At 30.2% G+C, this 18,798-nt stretch carries 17 protein-coding genes; 16 read left to right on the forward strand and 1 reads right to left on the reverse strand.

Translation table 11 applies throughout. The annotated features are described in order from the left end of the window. Nucleotides 1–114 precede the first annotated feature (114 nt). From H0I28_RS10885 to H0I28_RS10940, 12 genes are all read left to right on the forward strand, one after another. A complete protein-coding gene (locus tag H0I28_RS10885) occupies nt 115–1,035 on the forward strand; it encodes a GyrI-like domain-containing protein (RefSeq protein WP_254712766.1) in 921 nt (306 codons plus the stop codon). Nucleotides 1,036–1,245: 210 nt separating this feature from the next. Then, nucleotides 1,246–1,791, forward strand: a complete 546-nt coding sequence (locus tag H0I28_RS10890) for a hypothetical protein (RefSeq protein WP_218758962.1) — start codon at nt 1,246–1,248, stop codon at nt 1,789–1,791. A gap of 160 nt (nt 1,792–1,951) precedes the next feature. Beyond that, nucleotides 1,952–4,372, forward strand: a complete 2,421-nt coding sequence (locus H0I28_RS10895; protein WP_218759107.1) for an ATP-binding protein — start codon at nt 1,952–1,954, stop codon at nt 4,370–4,372. 99 nt (nt 4,373–4,471) lie between these two features. Next, entirely contained in the window at nt 4,472–4,993 is a 522-nt protein-coding gene (locus tag H0I28_RS10900) for a helix-turn-helix domain-containing protein (protein ID WP_136583671.1), read from the forward strand. Continuing rightward, the gene (locus H0I28_RS10905) at nt 4,990–5,826 is read left to right on the forward strand and encodes an IS3 family transposase (RefSeq protein WP_254712878.1); all 837 of its coding nucleotides are present in this window, start codon (nt 4,990–4,992) and stop codon (nt 5,824–5,826) included. The genes H0I28_RS10900 and H0I28_RS10905 overlap by 4 nt, the downstream gene beginning before the upstream one ends. Nucleotides 5,827–6,145: 319 nt before the next feature. Next, nucleotides 6,146–6,343, forward strand: coding sequence for a helix-turn-helix domain-containing protein (locus H0I28_RS10910; RefSeq protein WP_218759108.1), 198 nt, complete (start codon nt 6,146–6,148; stop codon nt 6,341–6,343). Between the two features lie 4 nt (nt 6,344–6,347). Continuing rightward, nucleotides 6,348–8,204, forward strand: a complete 1,857-nt coding sequence (locus H0I28_RS10915) for a site-specific DNA-methyltransferase (RefSeq protein ID WP_218759109.1) — start codon at nt 6,348–6,350, stop codon at nt 8,202–8,204. A 2-nt stretch (nt 8,205–8,206) separates the two neighbouring features. Continuing rightward, nucleotides 8,207–9,100, forward strand: coding sequence for a hypothetical protein (locus tag H0I28_RS10920; protein WP_218759110.1), 894 nt, complete (start codon nt 8,207–8,209; stop codon nt 9,098–9,100). Continuing rightward, entirely contained in the window at nt 9,100–11,754 is a 2,655-nt protein-coding gene (locus tag H0I28_RS10925) for a DEAD/DEAH box helicase family protein (protein ID WP_218759111.1), read from the forward strand. Before H0I28_RS10920 ends, H0I28_RS10925 begins: the two co-directional genes overlap by 1 nt. Before the next feature lie 407 nt (nt 11,755–12,161). Further along, complete coding sequence (locus tag H0I28_RS10930) at nt 12,162–12,620, forward strand: helix-turn-helix domain-containing protein (RefSeq protein WP_218761396.1); 459 nt, start codon at nt 12,162–12,164, stop codon at nt 12,618–12,620. Next, the gene (locus H0I28_RS10935; RefSeq protein ID WP_254712879.1) at nt 12,566–13,414 is read left to right on the forward strand and encodes an IS3 family transposase; all 849 of its coding nucleotides are present in this window, start codon (nt 12,566–12,568) and stop codon (nt 13,412–13,414) included. Before H0I28_RS10930 ends, H0I28_RS10935 begins: the two co-directional genes overlap by 55 nt. Nucleotides 13,415–13,597: 183 nt before the next feature. Continuing rightward, nucleotides 13,598–14,221 carry a DUF4377 domain-containing protein gene (locus H0I28_RS10940; RefSeq protein WP_218759112.1) on the forward strand — a complete coding sequence of 208 codons (624 nt, stop codon included), beginning with the start codon at nt 13,598–13,600 and terminating at the stop codon, nt 14,219–14,221. A 150-nt stretch (nt 14,222–14,371) separates the two neighbouring features. Here the strand turns inward: H0I28_RS10940 and H0I28_RS10945 are convergent, their stop codons facing one another. After that, on the reverse strand, nt 14,372–15,952 hold the full coding sequence (locus H0I28_RS10945) for an IS1182 family transposase (protein WP_218759113.1): 1,581 nt from the start codon (nt 15,950–15,952) through the stop codon (nt 14,372–14,374). Nucleotides 15,953–16,198: 246 nt separating this feature from the next. Between H0I28_RS10945 and H0I28_RS10950 the strand changes: the two genes are divergently transcribed. The 4 genes from H0I28_RS10950 to H0I28_RS10965 all read left to right on the forward strand — a co-directional run bounded on the left by H0I28_RS10950 (nt 16,199) and on the right by H0I28_RS10965 (nt 18,797). Next, a complete protein-coding gene (locus H0I28_RS10950; RefSeq protein WP_218761396.1) occupies nt 16,199–16,657 on the forward strand; it encodes a helix-turn-helix domain-containing protein in 459 nt (152 codons plus the stop codon). Then, nucleotides 16,603–17,451, forward strand: a complete 849-nt coding sequence (locus H0I28_RS10955) for an IS3 family transposase (protein ID WP_254712879.1) — start codon at nt 16,603–16,605, stop codon at nt 17,449–17,451. Before H0I28_RS10950 ends, H0I28_RS10955 begins: the two co-directional genes overlap by 55 nt. 117 nt (nt 17,452–17,568) lie before the next feature. Next, on the forward strand, nt 17,569–18,330 hold the full coding sequence (locus H0I28_RS10960; RefSeq protein WP_179336299.1) for a YafY family protein: 762 nt from the start codon (nt 17,569–17,571) through the stop codon (nt 18,328–18,330). A 5-nt stretch (nt 18,331–18,335) separates the two neighbouring features. Beyond that, nucleotides 18,336–18,797 (forward strand): GyrI-like domain-containing protein, encoded by a 462-nt coding sequence (locus H0I28_RS10965; RefSeq protein WP_179336298.1) that lies wholly within the window; start codon nt 18,336–18,338, stop codon nt 18,795–18,797. Nucleotide 18,798: the final 1 nt, after the last annotated feature.

The following is an 18,798-nucleotide window of genomic DNA, read 5'->3' on the forward strand; positions in this document are numbered from 1 at the left end:
TAATTCTAAACAAGCGTGATAATAAAAAGTAAAAACTTTTATTATCCGGAATATATAAACGGATAAACAATATATTTGTTTGCATATAACCAGTTGTACAGCATTTGAACACAGATGAAAATTTTAGATAAAGAAATAGAAACCGACTACAAAAATCGAATTAACCGAGTTTTTGAATTTATTGACCAAAACTTGGAATCGGATTTATCTTTGAACACTGTTTCAGAAGTTGCTTTTTTCTCACCATTTCATTTTCATAGAATTTTCAAATTTATTACTGAAGAAACGCTAAATGAATATGTGACAAGACGGAGAATTGAAAAATCAGCTTTGGATTTACTGCATAAAAACATCACGACAACAGAAATAGCGCACAAATACGGTTTTAGTGATAATTCATCATATTCAAGAGCTTTTAAAAAATATTTTGGAATAAGTCCAACCGGATTTATAAAAGAAAACCCAAATAGACATAGCAAGATTCGTCAACTAAAAAGCAAGAACGGACAAGAATATCCTGACTATGAAAAATACATTTGCATCATTGATAATCTAAAAAAATGGACAGAAATGAATGCAAAAATTGAAATTAAAGAAACACCTGAATTGAATTTAGCTGGAGTAACTCACGTTGGAATAAACGGAATTGAAAACGCTTTTGGAAAACTCACGAAATGGGCAATTCCCAAAGGTTTGCTTAATAATTCAGAAACAAAAATGGGTAGGATTTTCTACGATAGTTTCAAAGTTACTGAACCTAATAAGGTACGTATGAGTATATTTTTAGCAACTAACGAGCCTTTTGAAACAGAAGGTGAGATTAATAAATTGACTATTAAGAAAGGGAAATGTATTGTTGGTCGTTTTGAAATTACACCTAATGAATTCGAAAAATCTTGGACAAGTCTTTTCATTTGGATGAATGAAAACGGATATAAAAAGAGCATAGAAAATCCATTTGAAATTTATCACAATGATTATAGGGAACATCCCGAGAATAAATTCATAGTTGATTTAAATATACCAATCGAATAAAAACGCTGTACAACAGTGTATAAAAAACATAGGGCGTTTGTGTTAAACCGAAAGGTCTGTGAGTATTAACAAAATCCGCTAAATATAAAATTTGGCATTTAAAAAAGAAAAGATAAAAGCAAAATATTTATATTTAGCTAAGTAATAAACCGAAACGAAAGTGCTTATCAACTGCCCTACGATTTCTTATACTTAACGTTGTACATAATTATGAAAAAACCGAAAAACCTCTTAATTGTAATATCTTCAGTTATATTAATTGGAATTTTATATTGGAACTTCAATGTACAGATAAGAGGTTATTTATTATCAAAACACGCTATTTTTTGGAAAAAAAACGTTGAATTAAAACCTTCTGATTTTAAAGCTCAAATTGACCAAAATTCGAAATCTGAAATTTGGGTTTATTTCGGTCTTTATCTTAAATCAACAAACTTGAAAGATGCAGAAGTTAAAGCATATTTTGACAAAAATAAATCTTGGGTAAAAGATACTTTGAATTTTAAAGATGAAATTGAATTCCAAAAATTAAGGTTTGACCTTTATGAAAATTATGCCCGAAAATTTAATAAGGAAATTGACAAAATTAAATTTGATGAAGATAAATACTTTTCAGATTTAGAAAAAATTGGAGACAAAATATATTCAGAATTGAATATAATGGAAGATTCTCTATATAATACAGATTTAGAAAAAAATGAATTAATAAAATTTTGGAGATTGAAAATTGACAAAATGTTGAAAACAAAAAATTAACTATGTACAACACCGTATAAACTTTATTGCTGGTTTTAGCTCACTTGGGAAATTCCTCCGGAATTTCGCCGTTCGTGTTTTATTTATTAAATTCACTGCTTAAATCACGCAACAAACCATATACAACAACGTTAGGCACAAGTACAAAGAAACTATATAAATGACAGAAAAATTAAACTTAGTAAGTACTGAAACAATTCAAAAAATTAAACTACTTGATGTTAAATCTGAATGTACAGATTTAGACTATAAAGAAATTTTTACTGTTAAAGAAAAAAAAGCTAAAATTGAAATAGCAAAAGATATATCCTCTTTTGCTAATACTAAGGGAGGCTATATAATATATGGGGTCAATAATAGTTTTGATTGGATAGGTTTAGATGAAAGAAGTGATGAAAATGTAGATGATGCAATAATAGCAAATATCATTGATGAATATATTGATGCACCAATTGAATTTGTTTCTAATATTATTGAAATTGAAGATGCTTCATTTTTTATAATATACATTATGCCATATGAAGGAATAATTCCTTTTAAAAGAGATGGACAATACAACAAGAAAGCTTGGAAAAAAAACTCTAAAGCTACTAATGTTTGTGTTTTTAAAAAAGGAGATGTCTATTGTAGACGCAACAGTCGTTCAATAAAAGCTGATAATTTATTTTTCAAATTAAAAGAAAATAAATTTAGTGTAATAGAAAATATTAGTTCTCAATCTCAACTATACAATGAATTTATTGGTAGGAATGAATATTTAGATGAATTATCTAATAAATTAAATAATGATAACAACCGAATAATACAGATAGATGGTATTGGTGGTATTGGTAAAACTACTTTTGTTCATTATTTCACTTCTTTGCTTAGTAAAAATGAAAAATATTCGTCAAATTTTGAATTTATAGTATGGACAAGTTCTAAAAGAAATAAATATACTCCTCATGGTATAAAATTAATCAATGATTTTGTGTCTAATTATGCAGATTTGATTAATGATATTTATAAATTTATTGATAATAATGGACTTATTAATGACGAAAGTATTGATGAAGAAGACTCTGTTATAGAGTTCCTAACTAATAATAGAGTTCTATTAGTAGTTGATAACCTTGAAACCTTAAAAGATTCTGATTTAATTTCTTTTCTTGAAAATTTTCCAAAAAAATCTAAAGCCATTTTAACTACCCGTGAAACACTTGCTGATTTTTTTATGGCTAGAATTAATCTTACAGGATTCAAAAAAGAAATTGAATTTCCTAATTTTTTAAACTCTCAATTTAAGTTGTTTTCAGGTAAAACAGATTCATTTACAAGTTTATATGGTGAAAGTATAGACGAACTATATAATTATACTAAAGGAATGCCTTTAGCTGGTCAATTAATCACTCATCAACTTTCACAAGGAACCCCAATAACAATAGTTCTAGAAAACCTTAAAAGCGGAGAAGCTTATAAAGATATACTTAGTTTTTGTTTTAAAGGTTCAATCGATAAATTACCTTTAATAGAACAAACATTACTTTTTATATTTTCTTTATCTGAAAAAGAAGAACTTCTTACTTTAGAAGATTTGATGTATATCAGTGGGTTTTCAGCTGATGAAATTGGAATGGATGCGATTCCTCGACTTATAAAAATTTCCTTATGCTATTTTCAAAATAATGAAAAAGATGAAATCGGGTATTCAATACCTCATTTAGCTAAAATTTATACTAAACAATATTCAACACTCGAAAATGAAAAAACTGTTTTAGAAAAATATGAAACTTTTGTTCAAGAAAAGAAAAGTTTTAATGAAAGTGAATTAAATAGTTTACATCTTTTTTATCGCTCAAAAGCAAACAACCATAAAGAAAAGGTGATTGCTAACAAAGCGATAAAAGCTCTTACAATATCTAATTATGATTATGATTCGGGAATAGAAATCATAAATGAGTTAATCAAAGAAAACATCAGATATTCATTCCTATATTTAGTGAAAGGTAAAATTGAAGAAAATGGTTTTTACGAAGACTCATATACTAGGTCTAAAAAAGAATTTTTAACCGCTATTGAACTAGATACAGAATTTTTAGAAGCTCTTATCGAATTAGGTTTTCTAGAATTCAAAAATAGGCTTGGAAATAAAAAAGACCTTGGGAATATTATTAAAACAAGCATAGAATATTTCGAAAGAGCTTATAAACTAGATCCAGTCAACCAAAGAACTAATTTAGGTTTAGCGCAAACATATACTGCACAAGCTAAAAGAATAAGTAGATTTCACAATAAAGAAGGTAAAATTGCTAAAGCTGATTTAGCCAATAATCACTTTGATAAAGCTTTTTATGTTGGAGAAAATCTTACAAAAACTCAAAAACACTCTAATGCTATTACAGCATTCATTCAGGCATCAAATTATAAGACTAATTTAAAAGATTTCCCTAATGCACTAAGTTGTTGTGAAAAGGGTTTAAATTATGAACCAAACAACACTAAATTAGCTCAGCTTAAATCTGATATAAAATTCATTTTAGAACCAAATAAATTCACAGAAGAAAAATTTAAAGATAAAGGGTGGAAAATAACCAGTGCCTAACACCGTATATAATTTATTGCTAGTTCTAGCCTACTTACGAAAATCCTCGCGGATTTTGAACTGCTCCCAAAAAGTTAGACACTATTTGAGGGTATTATTATGGGAAGAAAAGTCAAGTATGATTACGCATTTAAACTTCGATGTGTAAAGCAAGTTTTAAAAAATCACCAAACAGTTGAAGATGTGTCTAAGTTATATGGTTGTCATCATACAACCCTTCATGATTGGATTCGATTTTATGAAAAATATGGTAAAAAAGCACTATTACCAAGAAAAACCAAAGTGTATAGCATTCCTTTTAAACTTAAAGTTTTAAAAGCTATTGACAAAGATTCATTATCTTTCAGTCAAGCTTGTTTAGAATTTAATATTCCTACTAAATCTGTAATTATGAAGTGGCAACGTAATTATAAAAAAGAGGGTATTGTAGGCTTAAACATTAAACCTAGAGGTAAACCAAAATCTATGCAATTTAAGAGGGCTAAAAAAAAGTCTAATAAACCTTTAACAAGAGAAGAGGAACTTTTATTAGAAAATGAATCATTACGTGCAGAACTGGACTTGCTAAAAAAGTTACAGGCCTTAATTCAACAAGAGCAAAACAAAAAGCAAAAGCCATAACAGAATTAAGGCATAAGTATGATTTAGATATTTTATTATATCATATGAACATGGCAAGAAGTAGTTATTATTATCATCATAAAAGAAGTCTTATAGTTGATAAATATAAAGAGATAAAACTATTGATTCATCAAATATATCATCGTCACAAAGGAAGATATGGTTATAGAAGAATCTCTTTAGAAATCAACAAAACAGGAACTCTAATAAATCATAAAACAGTACTCAAGTTAATGCGTGAATTAGGTTTAAAAAGTTTAGTCAGAGCTAAAAGATACAAGTCTTATAAAGGGCAAATAGGGGAAACAGCTCCTAATATATTACAACGAAATTTTAAAGCTATTAGGCCAAATAAAAAATGGGCTACCGATATTACAGAATTTAAAGTTTTAGGAAAAAAACTATATCTATCTCCAATAATTGATCTCTTTAATAGAGAAATAATAAATTATCAATTATCTGAAAAACCTGATTTTAAACAAGTAGCTATTATGCTGAAAAAGTCTTTTAAGAAAATACCAGATCAAACAAATTTAATATTACATTCAGATCAAGGATGGCAGTATCAAATGAAACAGTATCGAAGATTATTAACAGAAAAAGGAATTACTCAGAGTATGTCTCGTAAAGGAAATTGTTTAGATAACGCTGTGATAGAAAATTTCTTCGGTATTCTAAAATCTGAATTGTTTTATATAAATAAATACAAGTCGATATCTCAATTAAAAAAAGAGATTAAAGTGTATATAAAATATTATAATAATGAGAGAATTAAACAAAATTTAAAGGGAATGAGCCCGATTGAATATCGAGCTAATTATTATCAAAATTAATTATAAATTTGTCTAAACATTTGGGTGCACTTCACTTTCTTGGTCCGTAAATATTTACTAAATTAGGTGCTTAAAACACGCAACAAACCATATACAAAACCGTTGTAAGTAATGCGGAAAATCGAGCAAAACAGTAAAATTCCGTTCTGAAAAGCCAACCGCACAGTCAAGCACATTTCATTTTGCTCGTACCTCACAAAATAAAAAGAGCTTGCCTTTCCCCTACGCTCATTACTATTGAATGATAATTTTTATACTCATTTAGTGAGTATTTGAAAATTGTTGACTACATTAGTTGACTGAATTAAAAAAATTCGAAATGAACCGAATAAAAGAGGTTTTAGAACAGAAAGGGATAAAGCAAATCTGGTTGGCTGAACAACTTGGGAAGAGTTACAATATGGTTCACTCTTACGCTCAAAACAAAAGACAACCGAGTTTAGAGGATTTATATAAGATTGCCGAAATTCTGAATGTAGAAGCCAAGGAATTACTAACTGACCGAAAAGAACTATAAATATATGGACGGAATAAGTCTAACACCTGAACAAGAAAAACTAAACGCTTTAAAAAAAGTATTACCTGAAGTATTTGCTGAGGGAAAAGTAGATTGGGAAAAGTTAAAAGCTACTCTTGGAGAAGATATAAATTTCTCAAATGAACGCTACGTGTTGAATTGGGCTGGAAAAAGTGAAGCTTTTAAAGTTTTGCAAGCACCAACAACCAAAACACTTGTACCTGCAAAAGGTGAAAGTGTAAACTTTGACGAAACGAAAAATATTTTTATAGAAGGAGAAAACTTGGAAGTATTGAAAGTGCTTCAAAAAAGTTATTTCGGTAAAGTAAAAATGATTTACATAGACCCACCTTATAATACAGGAAATGATTCTTTTATTTATCCAGACAAGTTCTCTGAAACGAAGGAAGAATACAAAAAACGTGTTGGAGACAAGGACGAAGAAGGATATATGACCAAAGATGGTATGTTCAAAAAGAACAGTAAGGAAAATGGACAATATCATAGCAACTGGTTGAATATGATGATGCCACGTTTGTATTTAGCAAAAAATTTGTTAAAGCAAGATGGAACTATCTTTATTTCCATCGATGACAATGAAATTCATAATCTTAAAGCGGTTATGAATGAAATTTTTGGAGAGGATAATTTTGAGGGACATATCCATTGGAGAAGACGTCACAATCAACCAAATGATAAAACAAAATTAATAGGACTAGTTGCAGAACATATTTTATGCTACGCAAAGGATTCATCTTATCTAAAAATGAATGGCGTAGGTAAACTTCCAATAACTGGTAAATTTTCTAACCCTGATAATGACCCAAGAGGTGATTGGGCTTCAAAACCTTGGAAAGTAGGCTCAGACCAAAGTGGTAGTTCATACACAATTGAAACACCAACAGGTCAAACATTTACAGAAGATTGGATGGGTGAAGAAAAGACCTTCAAGGAACTATTAGATGATAAAAGGATAATTTTTACAAAAAACGGAAAAGGTCTTCCTAGAAAAAAATACTACAAGTTTGAAAGAGAACAAGAAGGTCAATGCGCAACAAATTGGTGGGCACACGATATTTTCGGCCATAATCAGAAAGGAAATGATGAACTCACGGAACTATTTGAAGGTGTTAAAAATGTTTTTTCAAATCCAAAACCAACACAATTATTAAAGTCATTAATTCAACTTGGAAATTTAAATAAAGATGATATTGTTTTAGATTTTTTCGCAGGTTCAGCCTCAACAGGTGATGCGCTATTCCAAGAAATTTCAGAAGGACTAAATGCTAAATTTATCCTTATTCAAATGGCTGAAAGAATTGAAGAAAATGACAAAAATCAAAAAGGAGCTATCAAAATATTAGAGAAACTAGGTAAACCATTGTCAATTTCTGAACTTTCAAAAGAACGCTTGTTACGTGCCCGAAAAAAAATATTAGAGGATTATCCTGAAAACAAAAAGGACTTGGGCTTTAAAGTCTTAAAACTAGCTGAAAGCAACTTTAAGAAATGGCAACAAATAAAAGACAATAACACAAAGGCACTTGAAGAACAAATTAAACTTTTTATAGACCCTATAAATGAAAACTCTACAACACAGAATATGGTTTATGAACTTTTACTAAAAAGCGGTAAAGACCTTAACAGTAAAATTGAGTTGAAAGATGGTTTTTATGTTATTAATGACAATGAATTAGTCTTACTATTAGAACAGGTCAATCAAAAAATAATTGATAGTGTAATTGCCGTTAAGGCAAAAAAAGTTATTGCATTAGATAAATTGTTTAAAGGAAATGACCAATTAAAAACAAATGCATCTTTACAAATGAAAGAGGCTTCAACTGAATTTAAGACAATATAATTATGGTAATATTCAAACCTAAACGTAGAGTATGTAAAGGTAAAGAGGTGCGTTTTGAAATAACTGAACTCGACCCATTTATTTGGCTTCAAGTAAATTCGGAATCACACGTCAGTTATAGTATTGATGGCTTTATTATAGATTCTCAAAAGAAAATTAACGGCATTTTCAATAAATATGAATATGAATTAGGTACTACTTTAGATGTATTATTTGAAACACTAACTCAAACATTTTCACAAGAAATATATGCTTGTGCCTCATTTGCTTCTATACTAAATACCGAATACCGCATATTTATATGGCCTAAAGATTTTCCAGAGAATTTTAACATTCAAGATAAATTAATAATTTCAATAAAACCAGTTATAAAAGACAAGTCAATTGATTTATCCTCTTATAAACTTGTAAATATGAGTGCTTTAGAAAGTGGCATTAAAAAATTAAGAGGTTATAGTTTTAGTAATGTAAAATCTCTTCTATCAGCAAATTCAAACGTTGAGTGCTTTTTAGCGAATAACACAGGTAATCCTTGGCCTGGTGATTTGGATGCTTTAATATATTTAAAAAGCGAAAACAAAACCATTGCTCTTATTGAGTTTAAAACCCATAACAAAAACACACCTATTTCTGATGAGTATATAGGTAAATATGGTAAACAAGATTGGAGAAGGTTTGAAGTTTTATATAACCTTCAAAATCAGCTAGAATTAGCACAAAATCATAAACCTAAAATATTCTATGTTGTTTGGGGCACGAAAGATTTTGACAATCACAAAATGATTAAAATCGATATTATCTCAAATAATAAAGTTGAGTCAACTAATTATTTAGATAGACCAGCTTTCGGAGAGTCTTCAATGGAGCTATTTAATCTTTTATTAAAACTCTGCTAATGAAACTAACTTTTGATTCAAATCTACAATATCAACAAGAAGCAATTAAATCTATAACAGATTTATTTGAAGGTCAACCTATGCAAGATTCCATTATGGAATTCAACCTAAAAGAAGAAGGCGTTTTAGACTTAATAAATGGAGTAAGTAATAATTTGATTATATCTGAAGAACAAATCTTATCAAATCTTCAATCTATTCAAAATACAAATGAAATTGAACAATCTACTAAATTAGACGGAATGAACTTTTCTGTTGAGATGGAGACAGGAACAGGAAAAACTTATGTGTATTTACGTAGTATTTATGAACTAAATAAGCTTTATAACTTCAAAAAATTTGTAATTGTTGTTCCCTCTGTGGCTATACGTGAAGGAGTTTTAAAAAATTTAGAAATTACTCACGAACATTTTCAAAATTTATATGACAATATTCCAATAAATTTTCAAGTGTATGATAGCTCAAAAATTTCAACATTAAGAAGTTTTTCAACAAATAATAATATTGAAATATTAGTAATAAACATTGATTCTTTTGCTAAAGACCAAAACATAATTAACCAACCTCATTATCGTGCAAATGGACGAAAACCTATAGAATTTTTACAATCTGTAAATCCAATAGTCATTGTGGATGAACCACAAAATATGGAAACAGAAAAACGTATTTCAGCAATAGAAAATCTAAATAGTCTTTGTACACTTCGTTATTCAGCAACTCATAGAAATCAATATAATTTAACTTACAGTCTAAATCCTGTAAAAGCATACGATTTAGGTTTAGTAAAACAAATTGAAGTAGATTCTATCGTAGAAGAAAATGCTTTTAATGATGCTTTTGTACAAGTAGATTCAATTAAAGCTACAAAAACAAAAATAACAGCAAAAGTTTCAATTAATATCAACGATAAAGGAGGCGTAAAAAAGAAATCAGTATCAGTAAAAGTTGGAGACGATCTATACAAATTATCCAACGAAAGAGAGATTTATTCAGATGGCTATATCATTGAAGAAATAGACGCTACAAACAACTGCATTTCTATTTCTAATGGGAATTTATTGTACAAAGGCGATAGCCAAGGAGGATTGAATGATGAAGTAATGAAATTTCAAATCCGCAAAACAATTGAGGAACATTTGAAAAAGGAAAAACGCCTGAATAAATTAGGTATTAAAGTACTATCCTTATTCTTCATTGATAAAGTTGCAAATTATCGTCATTATGATTCCACAGGAAATCAAAACAAGGGAAAATTCGCAGAATGGTTTGAAGAAATTTATAAAGAATATATTACAAAATCTGCATTCAAAGAATTAGACAAGTTTTCAGTTGAGGAAACTCATAATGGTTATTTTTCACAAGACAAGAAAGGTAAATTTAAAGACACTTCTGGCGAAACCAAAGCAGATGATGACACCTACAGTTTGATAATGAAGGACAAGGAGAAGTTATTGAACATCGATAATTCACTTCGTTTCATATTCTCACATTCAGCACTTCGAGAAGGTTGGGATAATCCAAATGTATTTCAGATTTGTACTTTAAACGAAACCAAATCAGAAGTTAAAAAACGTCAAGAAATTGGTAGAGGTTTGCGTTTAGCTGTTGACCAAACAGGTCAACGAACGTATGACCAAAATATTAATCGTCTAACAGTAATTGCGAATGAATCTTATGATGATTTTGCAAAGACATTGCAAAAAGAAATTGAAGACGATTGCGGAGTTGAATTTAAAGGTAGAATCAAAAATAAAAGAGAACGGACAGCTATCAAATACCGAAAAGGATTTGAAGCAGACCCAAAATTCTTGGAAATTTGGGAAAACCTCAAAAAGAAAACAACTTATAGAGTTGATTATAAAACAGACGAATTAATCACCTTAGCTTCAAAAGCTGTTAAGGATTTACCTGTTATTAAAGCACCTTCAATTCGTTCAACAAAAGTTTCAATTAAAATGTCTGGCGAAGGTATTGATACTGAATATAAAGGCGAAAAGGTCGATTCATATGATGATTATTCTTGGAAAATTCCAGATGTTTTAGGTTTCATTCAAAGTAAAACAGAATTAACTCGTTTTACAATTGAAGAAATTTTAAGCAAATCAGAAAGAATTGGAGATATATTGATAAATCCACAATTGTTTTTAGACTTAACAACTCAAGCTATTAAACGAACTTTATATAGTTTAATGATAGATGGTATTAAGTATCAAAAAATCGGAGGTTCAGATTATGAAATGTCTTTATTTGAAGCACAGGAATTAGAAGTGTATTTGAATGATTTTTCTTTTAAAGTTTCCGACTCTTCGAAAACAATTTATGAAGAGTTTGTGCCATTAGATTCTGGAGTTGAGAGCAAGTTTGCACAGGATTGTGAAACAAGCGACCAAATTAAGTTCTATTTCAAACTTCCGAATTGGTTTAAAATTCCAACACCAATTGGGAATTATAATCCAGATTGGGCTTTAGTTTTTGAAGATGATAAGAAAATATATTTTGTGGCAGAAACAAAGGACACAGGAACACCAGAAGTTGATTTAGGAAAACTAAGTGGAGACGAACAATTGAAAATCAAATGCGGAAAGGCACACTTTAACGAATTTGAGGAATTAGAATATAAAGTAGTAAATAAAGTAGGACAGTTAATTGAATAAGCCAACGCTCAATGCCATACACATTCGCAATTCGCTACAGCCAACGCTAAACCAAAAATTGCAAAAGAGTATGTCTTGCCAACGCTCACATTTGAATTAAATAAAAAACATCGGAAAACCAAGCAGAACGTAAAAAGCACTACTTACAACAACGTTTATAAAACATAGCTATTATAGGCTTTCCGAGAGGTTTTTGTATATTTACAAAGTACGCCAAATTTTTTATTTGGTAATATTTAGAAAAGAAAAATAAATATAAAAATAAAAAATTCGGCTTGTGCTAAATCCGAAAAGTTAGCGTTTATTTATACGCTACGTTTCATACACAAGACCGTTATATGCCATTTGAAAAATGTACTTTCCTGAAATAGGTTGACTAAAAATTAAACACTTAATTATAGTCACTTATGAAAGCTCAAAAACAACCCTGGCGAAAAAAAACGTACGAAAAAGCAACTTTAGAACTCAAATTATTCGTCGTTGACCAAATTCAGAATGGACAGATTTCCACAAACTTTGCTTCCAAAAAATATGATGTTCCTAGAACTACAATTGGGTATTGGATCAAAAAATATAGTACTTTAGTCCAACAAAATACAGGTATGAGTAAATTAGATGAGATTAAAAAACTAAAGGAACGTATTGAAGAATTGGAGTTTGTAAAGGAATTTCAACAAGATATTATTGCTGACATGGAAATCATTACTGGAGTCGATTTGTCAAAAAAGTCGTTGCCCAAAACATTAGCGAAAGAGATAGAACTAAAAAAGAAAAACCGTTTAAAAGAAAATGGTTCTATGAGTGTTTTGGGATTAGTAAACAAGCCTTCTACAAAAGACTCAAAACCCAAGAAAACAAACGACTAAACGATGAAAAAGTCATCGTAATGATACAAGAATATCGAAAATTAGTTGGTATGAGAACTGGCGGAATTAAGTTATATGATGAACTTAAACAAGACTTTATAAAACAAGGTATTAAAATCGGTAGAGACAAGTTGTACGATGTGTTAAGGCTTCATAATTTACTTGTTCCTAGGCTTAAAAACTATGTAACAACAACAAACTCTAATCATCAATTTAGAAAATATAAAAACCTAATTAAAGACCAAGTTCCTACTCGACCAGAACAACTATGGGTAAGCGATATAACATACATTAAAACAGACAATGGACACAATTACCTAGCAATCGTTACAGATGCATATTCTAAGCAAATTATGGGCTATAAATTAGATAACAACATGAAGACATCACTTTGTTCAGAAGCGCTAGAAATGGCTATTAAAAATAGAAAATACCCTGATAAAAAATTAATACATCATTCTGACAGAGGTTTTCAATACTGTAACCCCAAATACACAGCATTTGCAGAAGAAAATGGCATAATGATGAGCATGACAGAACAATATGATCCTTATGAAAACGCAATTGCAGAGCGAATTAATAGAACTTTAAAATATGAATATGGACTTAGAAATTGCATTAAAAACACTGCCATTGCTCAAGAAGTAACAAAACAAGCAGTATATATTTACAACAATTTAAGAACCCATTTTAGCTTAGAATTAAGAAAACCAGCTGAAGTACATTTAAACCCAAACATCAAATACAAATCATATCGAAGAAATAATGTAAATTTGACTGAACTAACAATTTGAAAACAAAACTAGTTCAAAATATTTTTTGCCTTCTAAACGGCTAAAAAAATCTTTTGAACGGTATAAATTAACCTAAAAAAAGGTCAACCTATATCAGTATAATACAAAAAAATCCGTAATTCAACGCAACCTTTTTACATAATGAACATCTTATTATTAAATAAATCACTAAAAATAATCAAAATGAGAAAATTAAATTTATTATCATGTTTCTTGATAATTACACTTCTTTCAAGTTGCTTAAAAGATGATGACGGAGATGTACAAAAAATAGTTGAAATGACTGTTTATTCAGAAACTGGATATGGCGGTTATGCCTTTTCAACAGACGTTTATGGCGAATTTTTGCTGTTTTCGGAGAGCGATAATCAAGAAAATAGAATATTAACGAACGGAGATAATTCTTTTTCTGATAATTTTAATTACGAAAAAGGTTACGAATATAAACTTGAAGCAAAAAAAACATTTTTAGAAAACCCACCACAAGACGGTTCTTCAATCATATTTGAGTATGTAAAAACAATTTCAAAGGAAAAAGTTATAACTCAAAACAGTGAACAGGAGATTGAAATGGATGTTAACCCAAATAAAGTTCAATTTATTCCACGTAATTCACAAAACGGGATTCAAGAAGCCTTATTTGTTAAGGAAAATGGAGAAAACAATATGAAACCATTATTAGAAATAGAAGGATTTAATTATGAAGAAGGTTATAGATATAAGTTGAACGTATTAAAAATAATTCAAGCAGAACCATATTCTCTGAAGTATGTTTTTGTTGATATTATATCACAAGAACAAGAATAAAAAAAACCTCAAATTTCCAAATAAATGCATAAATACTTATGTAATAATTTACATCTTTAAAAAGAAAAACGGCATATAACACCGGTAACCGTTGCACAACCCATTAAAAAAATAAAAAAACATCTTTTTCAAGCCCTTTTTAAGGGCTTTTTAATTTTTAAGAACTGCTATTTTTCTAAATTTAAATTGGCTTATAACTATTAATATGGACTTTACATCGAGCTTTTTGTTCAAAAATAGCATTGCCAAGGCTTTTGCCTTACTTTTTACATTTTTAGTAACGAATTTTAAATACTTTTTCAAGTTATAGGCCATCGCAGAAAGATGCATCACTTTATTGGCTTGTTCTATGCCTAGAGTATTAATTTTTCGCATCCCCATAAATTGGGTCAAGGTGCCAAAAACAGGCTCTACTGTACTTTGACGTTTCGACTTCATTACCCTGCCTTTTGGGGTAGATAATCTTGCAATGTTACGTTCATATTCTTCTCGATAATATGTCACACTAAACTTCTTCTCTTTGGCCGTTTTTCCCAAACAACTTTTGGCTAATGGACAGGCTTTACAGATTAAACTCGATATTCGGTATTCCTTCTTTTTTGTTTGCGTCCGATAGTCTAAAAATACTTTCTTAAAGGGAACAATCTCATCATTTGGGCAGATATAATGGTCTTCTGATTTTATGTACTCAAATCTTTCTGGACCGCCTTTGTAAGTACCATGAGGTGGTATATAACTCTTAATTCCTCTTTGTTCTAAAAAGGCATAGACTTCTCCACTACTGTAGCCCGTATCTGCTAATACATTTTCCATGCGAAATCCTTGTTTCCATAATCTAGCTTGCAAACGCTCTACAATATCTTCTAAATACTGACTGTCTTTTCCATCTGCATGATAAGCTTTTATATCCGTAATTACATGGTTTGCTGTATCTACACTCAACTGACTGCTATAATTCAGCTTTCTTGCTTTGCCCGGTTTTACACTGATCCGTGAATCTGGGTCTGTGGGACTGTAGTGCGTTTTATTGCTCGTATAACGACTCCCTTTATTATTTGCTCCTGGACGTCCATCTTGTGTTTCTCGCCAGTTCTTATTGCGTGAAGAGATACTCTTTAGCTCTTGGGCATTGGCTGTGATGCTTTGTTGCTCTTTACTCGCCTTGTTTTCTTTCGCTTTGCGATAAACGACTTTATCGCGTTCACTAATCAATCGTACTGAGGCCAAATGAGCTGTTAGCTCTTGGACTGGTACTTTTAGATCTAAACTATCCATACTTGCATTCGCTTTTACAGGCGCTGAATCAATAGCTTGTGTACTTCCTTTTACCATTCCTTTTTCAATACACATCGCCAAAACATGTGTGAATACTTTTTCAAAAACAGCTTCAGGAAATAATTGGCGTGTGCGACTAATTGTGGAATGCCAAGGTAGAGGCTCATCAATATCATAGCCTATAAAATAAAGAATGTCTAATCGCATAGCACTATGTGCCATCAGTTGACGGTCACTGATGATATTTTCTAAATAACCTACTAAACATAATTTGAAAAATACAATAGGATCTATACTGGATTGACCACTTGAACCATAATAGCTTTTTGTCTCTGAATACAGAAAATCTAAATGAAGTATTTCTTTTAAAAGTCTGTAAAAATTGTTCTTGGGAACACGATCACTCAACTGGAAATTATTGAACAGTTTTTCTTGATAGTTTTTCTTGCCTTGCATTACTAAATATACGAAATTTCTGTATCTTTAACAAGTAGTTGTGCAACAGGCACACCGTGTATAATTAATTGCTAGTTTTTGCTCACTTGGGAAATTCCTTCGGAATTTCGCCGTTCGTGCTTTATTTAGTAAATTACTTGCTTAAAACACGCAACTAATCATACACAACAACGTTAGCAAACATTAGAATCATGTACTTTCCTGAAATAGGTTGACTAAAAATTAAACACTTAATTATAGTCACTTATGAAAGCTCAAAAACAACCCTGGCGAAAAAAAACGTACGAAAAAGCAACTTTAGAACTCAAATTATTCGTCGTTGACCAAATTCAGAATGGACAGATTTCCACAAACTTTGCTTCCAAAAAATATGATGTTCCTAGAACTACAATTGGGTATTGGATCAAAAAATATAGTACTTTAGTCCAACAAAATACAGGTATGAGTAAATTAGATGAGATTAAAAAACTAAAGGAACGTATTGAAGAATTGGAGTTTGTAAAGGAATTTCAACAAGATATTATTGCTGACATGGAAATCATTACTGGAGTCGATTTGTCAAAAAAGTCGTTGCCCAAAACATTAGCGAAAGAGATAGAACTAAAAAAGAAAAACCGTTTAAAAGAAAATGGTTCTATGAGTGTTTTGGGATTAGTAAACAAGCCTTCTACAAAAGACTCAAAACCCAAGAAAACAAACGACTAAACGATGAAAAAGTCATCGTAATGATACAAGAATATCGAAAATTAGTTGGTATGAGAACTGGCGGAATTAAGTTATATGATGAACTTAAACAAGACTTTATAAAACAAGGTATTAAAATCGGTAGAGACAAGTTGTACGATGTGTTAAGGCTTCATAATTTACTTGTTCCTAGGCTTAAAAACTATGTAACAACAACAAACTCTAATCATCAATTTAGAAAATATAAAAACCTAATTAAAGACCAAGTTCCTACTCGACCAGAACAACTATGGGTAAGCGATATAACATACATTAAAACAGACAATGGACACAATTACCTAGCAATCGTTACAGATGCATATTCTAAGCAAATTATGGGCTATAAATTAGATAACAACATGAAGACATCACTTTGTTCAGAAGCGCTAGAAATGGCTATTAAAAATAGAAAATACCCTGATAAAAAATTAATACATCATTCTGACAGAGGTTTTCAATACTGTAACCCCAAATACACAGCATTTGCAGAAGAAAATGGCATAATGATGAGCATGACAGAACAATATGATCCTTATGAAAACGCAATTGCAGAGCGAATTAATAGAACTTTAAAATATGAATATGGACTTAGAAATTGCATTAAAAACACTGCCATTGCTCAAGAAGTAACAAAACAAGCAGTATATATTTACAACAATTTAAGAACCCATTTTAGCTTAGAATTAAGAAAACCAGCTGAAGTACATTTAAACCCAAACATCAAATACAAATCATATCGAAGAAATAATGTAAATTTGACTGAACTAACAATTTGAAAACAAAACTAGTTCAAAATATTTTTTGCCTTCTAAACGGCTAAAAAAATCTTTTGAACGGTATAAATTAACCTAAAAAAAGGTCAACCTATATCAGTATAATACAAACCAATCTGAATGGACAAAGAAAAACCGAGACTTGCAAGATTGACAGCAATTTTGACTCAATTACAATCGAAACGAATTGTAACTGCAAAAGACATTGCCGAAAAACATAATGTAAGTATCAGAACGGTTTATCGAGACATCCGAACACTTGAAAAATCGGGAATTCCAATTGTAACGGAAGAAGGAAAAGGCTATTCAGTAATGGAAGGTTATAAAATTCCACCTGTAATGTTTACTCAAGATGAGGCGAATGCTCTTATAACGGCTGAACAATTGATTAGCAAAAACAAAGACCAATCTTTGACCGAACAATATGAAAGTGCAATAAACAAAATCAAATCTGTTTTAAAATACAACCAAAAAGAAAAAACAGAATTATTGACAAACAGAATTCAAGTTCGCAACAATCGGGAAAATGAAAAAACAAGTAATTACCTCATAAAACTTCAATCTACTATTTCAAATTATCAAGTGGTAAAAATGGATTATCTGTCATTGGCAGATAATAAAAGTCAAAGAGAAATAGAACCATTTGCACTTTACACGACACAAGAAAATTGGGTGCTTATTGCTTTTTGCAAAGAAAAAAAGGACTTCAGAGCCTTTAGACTTGACTGCATCCAAAAATTAGAAATCTTGGAGAAGAATTTTAAACCTCATAAAATGACGTTGCAAGGATATCTTGAAAATTGTAGCTCAAAATATAAAAACACCCCTGACACACCTTTGTCACAAGGTCAATCTAAATTTGCATTAAATCAAAAAATATAAATAAGATGCAAATAGTAAAAATTGAACCTTTTAAAATTATCGGAATTTCGATAAGAACAACAAATGAAAACGGACAAGCCTCTCAAGAAATTGCCGATTTATGGCAACGATTTATGTCCGAAAACGTAATTTCTAAAATTCCGAACAAAATAGACAATTCCGTTTATTCATTATACACGGAATACGAAAGCGACCACACAAAACCTTACACAGCAATTCTTGGCTGTAAAGTTGAAAATTTAGATGGTGTGCCAAATGGAATGGTTGGAAAATCATTTAATGGAGGAACTTATTCCAAAACGACATCAAAAGGAGATTTAATGCAAGGTTTGGTCGTAAACCAATGGTCGAAAATATTTGAAATGGAATTGGACAGAACCTATGATGCCGACTTTGAAATTTTTGGAGAAAAGGCTCAAAATCCAACAGATGCAGAAGTCGAGTTTTATGTAGGCATTAAAGGCTAAC

It is taken from the genome of Polaribacter sp. AHE13PA (assembly GCF_019278505.1).
Classification (GTDB): domain Bacteria; phylum Bacteroidota; class Bacteroidia; order Flavobacteriales; family Flavobacteriaceae; genus Polaribacter.

Excerpts from the sequence above, each read along its gene's own strand:
- H0I28_RS10885 (WP_254712766.1), top strand. The coding sequence starts at position 115 with ATGAAAATTTTAGATAAAGAAATAGAAACCGACTACAAAAATCGAATT.
- H0I28_RS10890 (WP_218758962.1), top strand. The coding sequence starts at position 1,246 with ATGAAAAAACCGAAAAACCTCTTAATTGTAATATCTTCAGTTATATTA.
- H0I28_RS10895 (WP_218759107.1), top strand. The coding sequence starts at position 1,952 with ATGACAGAAAAATTAAACTTAGTAAGTACTGAAACAATTCAAAAAATT.
- H0I28_RS10900 (WP_136583671.1), top strand. The coding sequence starts at position 4,472 with ATGGGAAGAAAAGTCAAGTATGATTACGCATTTAAACTTCGATGTGTA.
- H0I28_RS10910 (WP_218759108.1), top strand. The coding sequence starts at position 6,146 with ATGAACCGAATAAAAGAGGTTTTAGAACAGAAAGGGATAAAGCAAATC.
- H0I28_RS10915 (WP_218759109.1), top strand. The coding sequence starts at position 6,348 with ATGGACGGAATAAGTCTAACACCTGAACAAGAAAAACTAAACGCTTTA.
- H0I28_RS10920 (WP_218759110.1), top strand. The coding sequence starts at position 8,207 with ATGGTAATATTCAAACCTAAACGTAGAGTATGTAAAGGTAAAGAGGTG.
- H0I28_RS10925 (WP_218759111.1), top strand. The coding sequence starts at position 9,100 with ATGAAACTAACTTTTGATTCAAATCTACAATATCAACAAGAAGCAATT.
- H0I28_RS10930 (WP_218761396.1), top strand. The coding sequence starts at position 12,162 with ATGAAAGCTCAAAAACAACCCTGGCGAAAAAAAACGTACGAAAAAGCA.
- H0I28_RS10940 (WP_218759112.1), top strand. The coding sequence starts at position 13,598 with ATGAGAAAATTAAATTTATTATCATGTTTCTTGATAATTACACTTCTT.
- H0I28_RS10945 (WP_218759113.1), bottom strand. The coding sequence starts at position 15,952 with ATGCAAGGCAAGAAAAACTATCAAGAAAAACTGTTCAATAATTTCCAG.
- H0I28_RS10950 (WP_218761396.1), top strand. The coding sequence starts at position 16,199 with ATGAAAGCTCAAAAACAACCCTGGCGAAAAAAAACGTACGAAAAAGCA.
- H0I28_RS10960 (WP_179336299.1), top strand. The coding sequence starts at position 17,569 with ATGGACAAAGAAAAACCGAGACTTGCAAGATTGACAGCAATTTTGACT.
- H0I28_RS10965 (WP_179336298.1), top strand. The coding sequence starts at position 18,336 with ATGCAAATAGTAAAAATTGAACCTTTTAAAATTATCGGAATTTCGATA.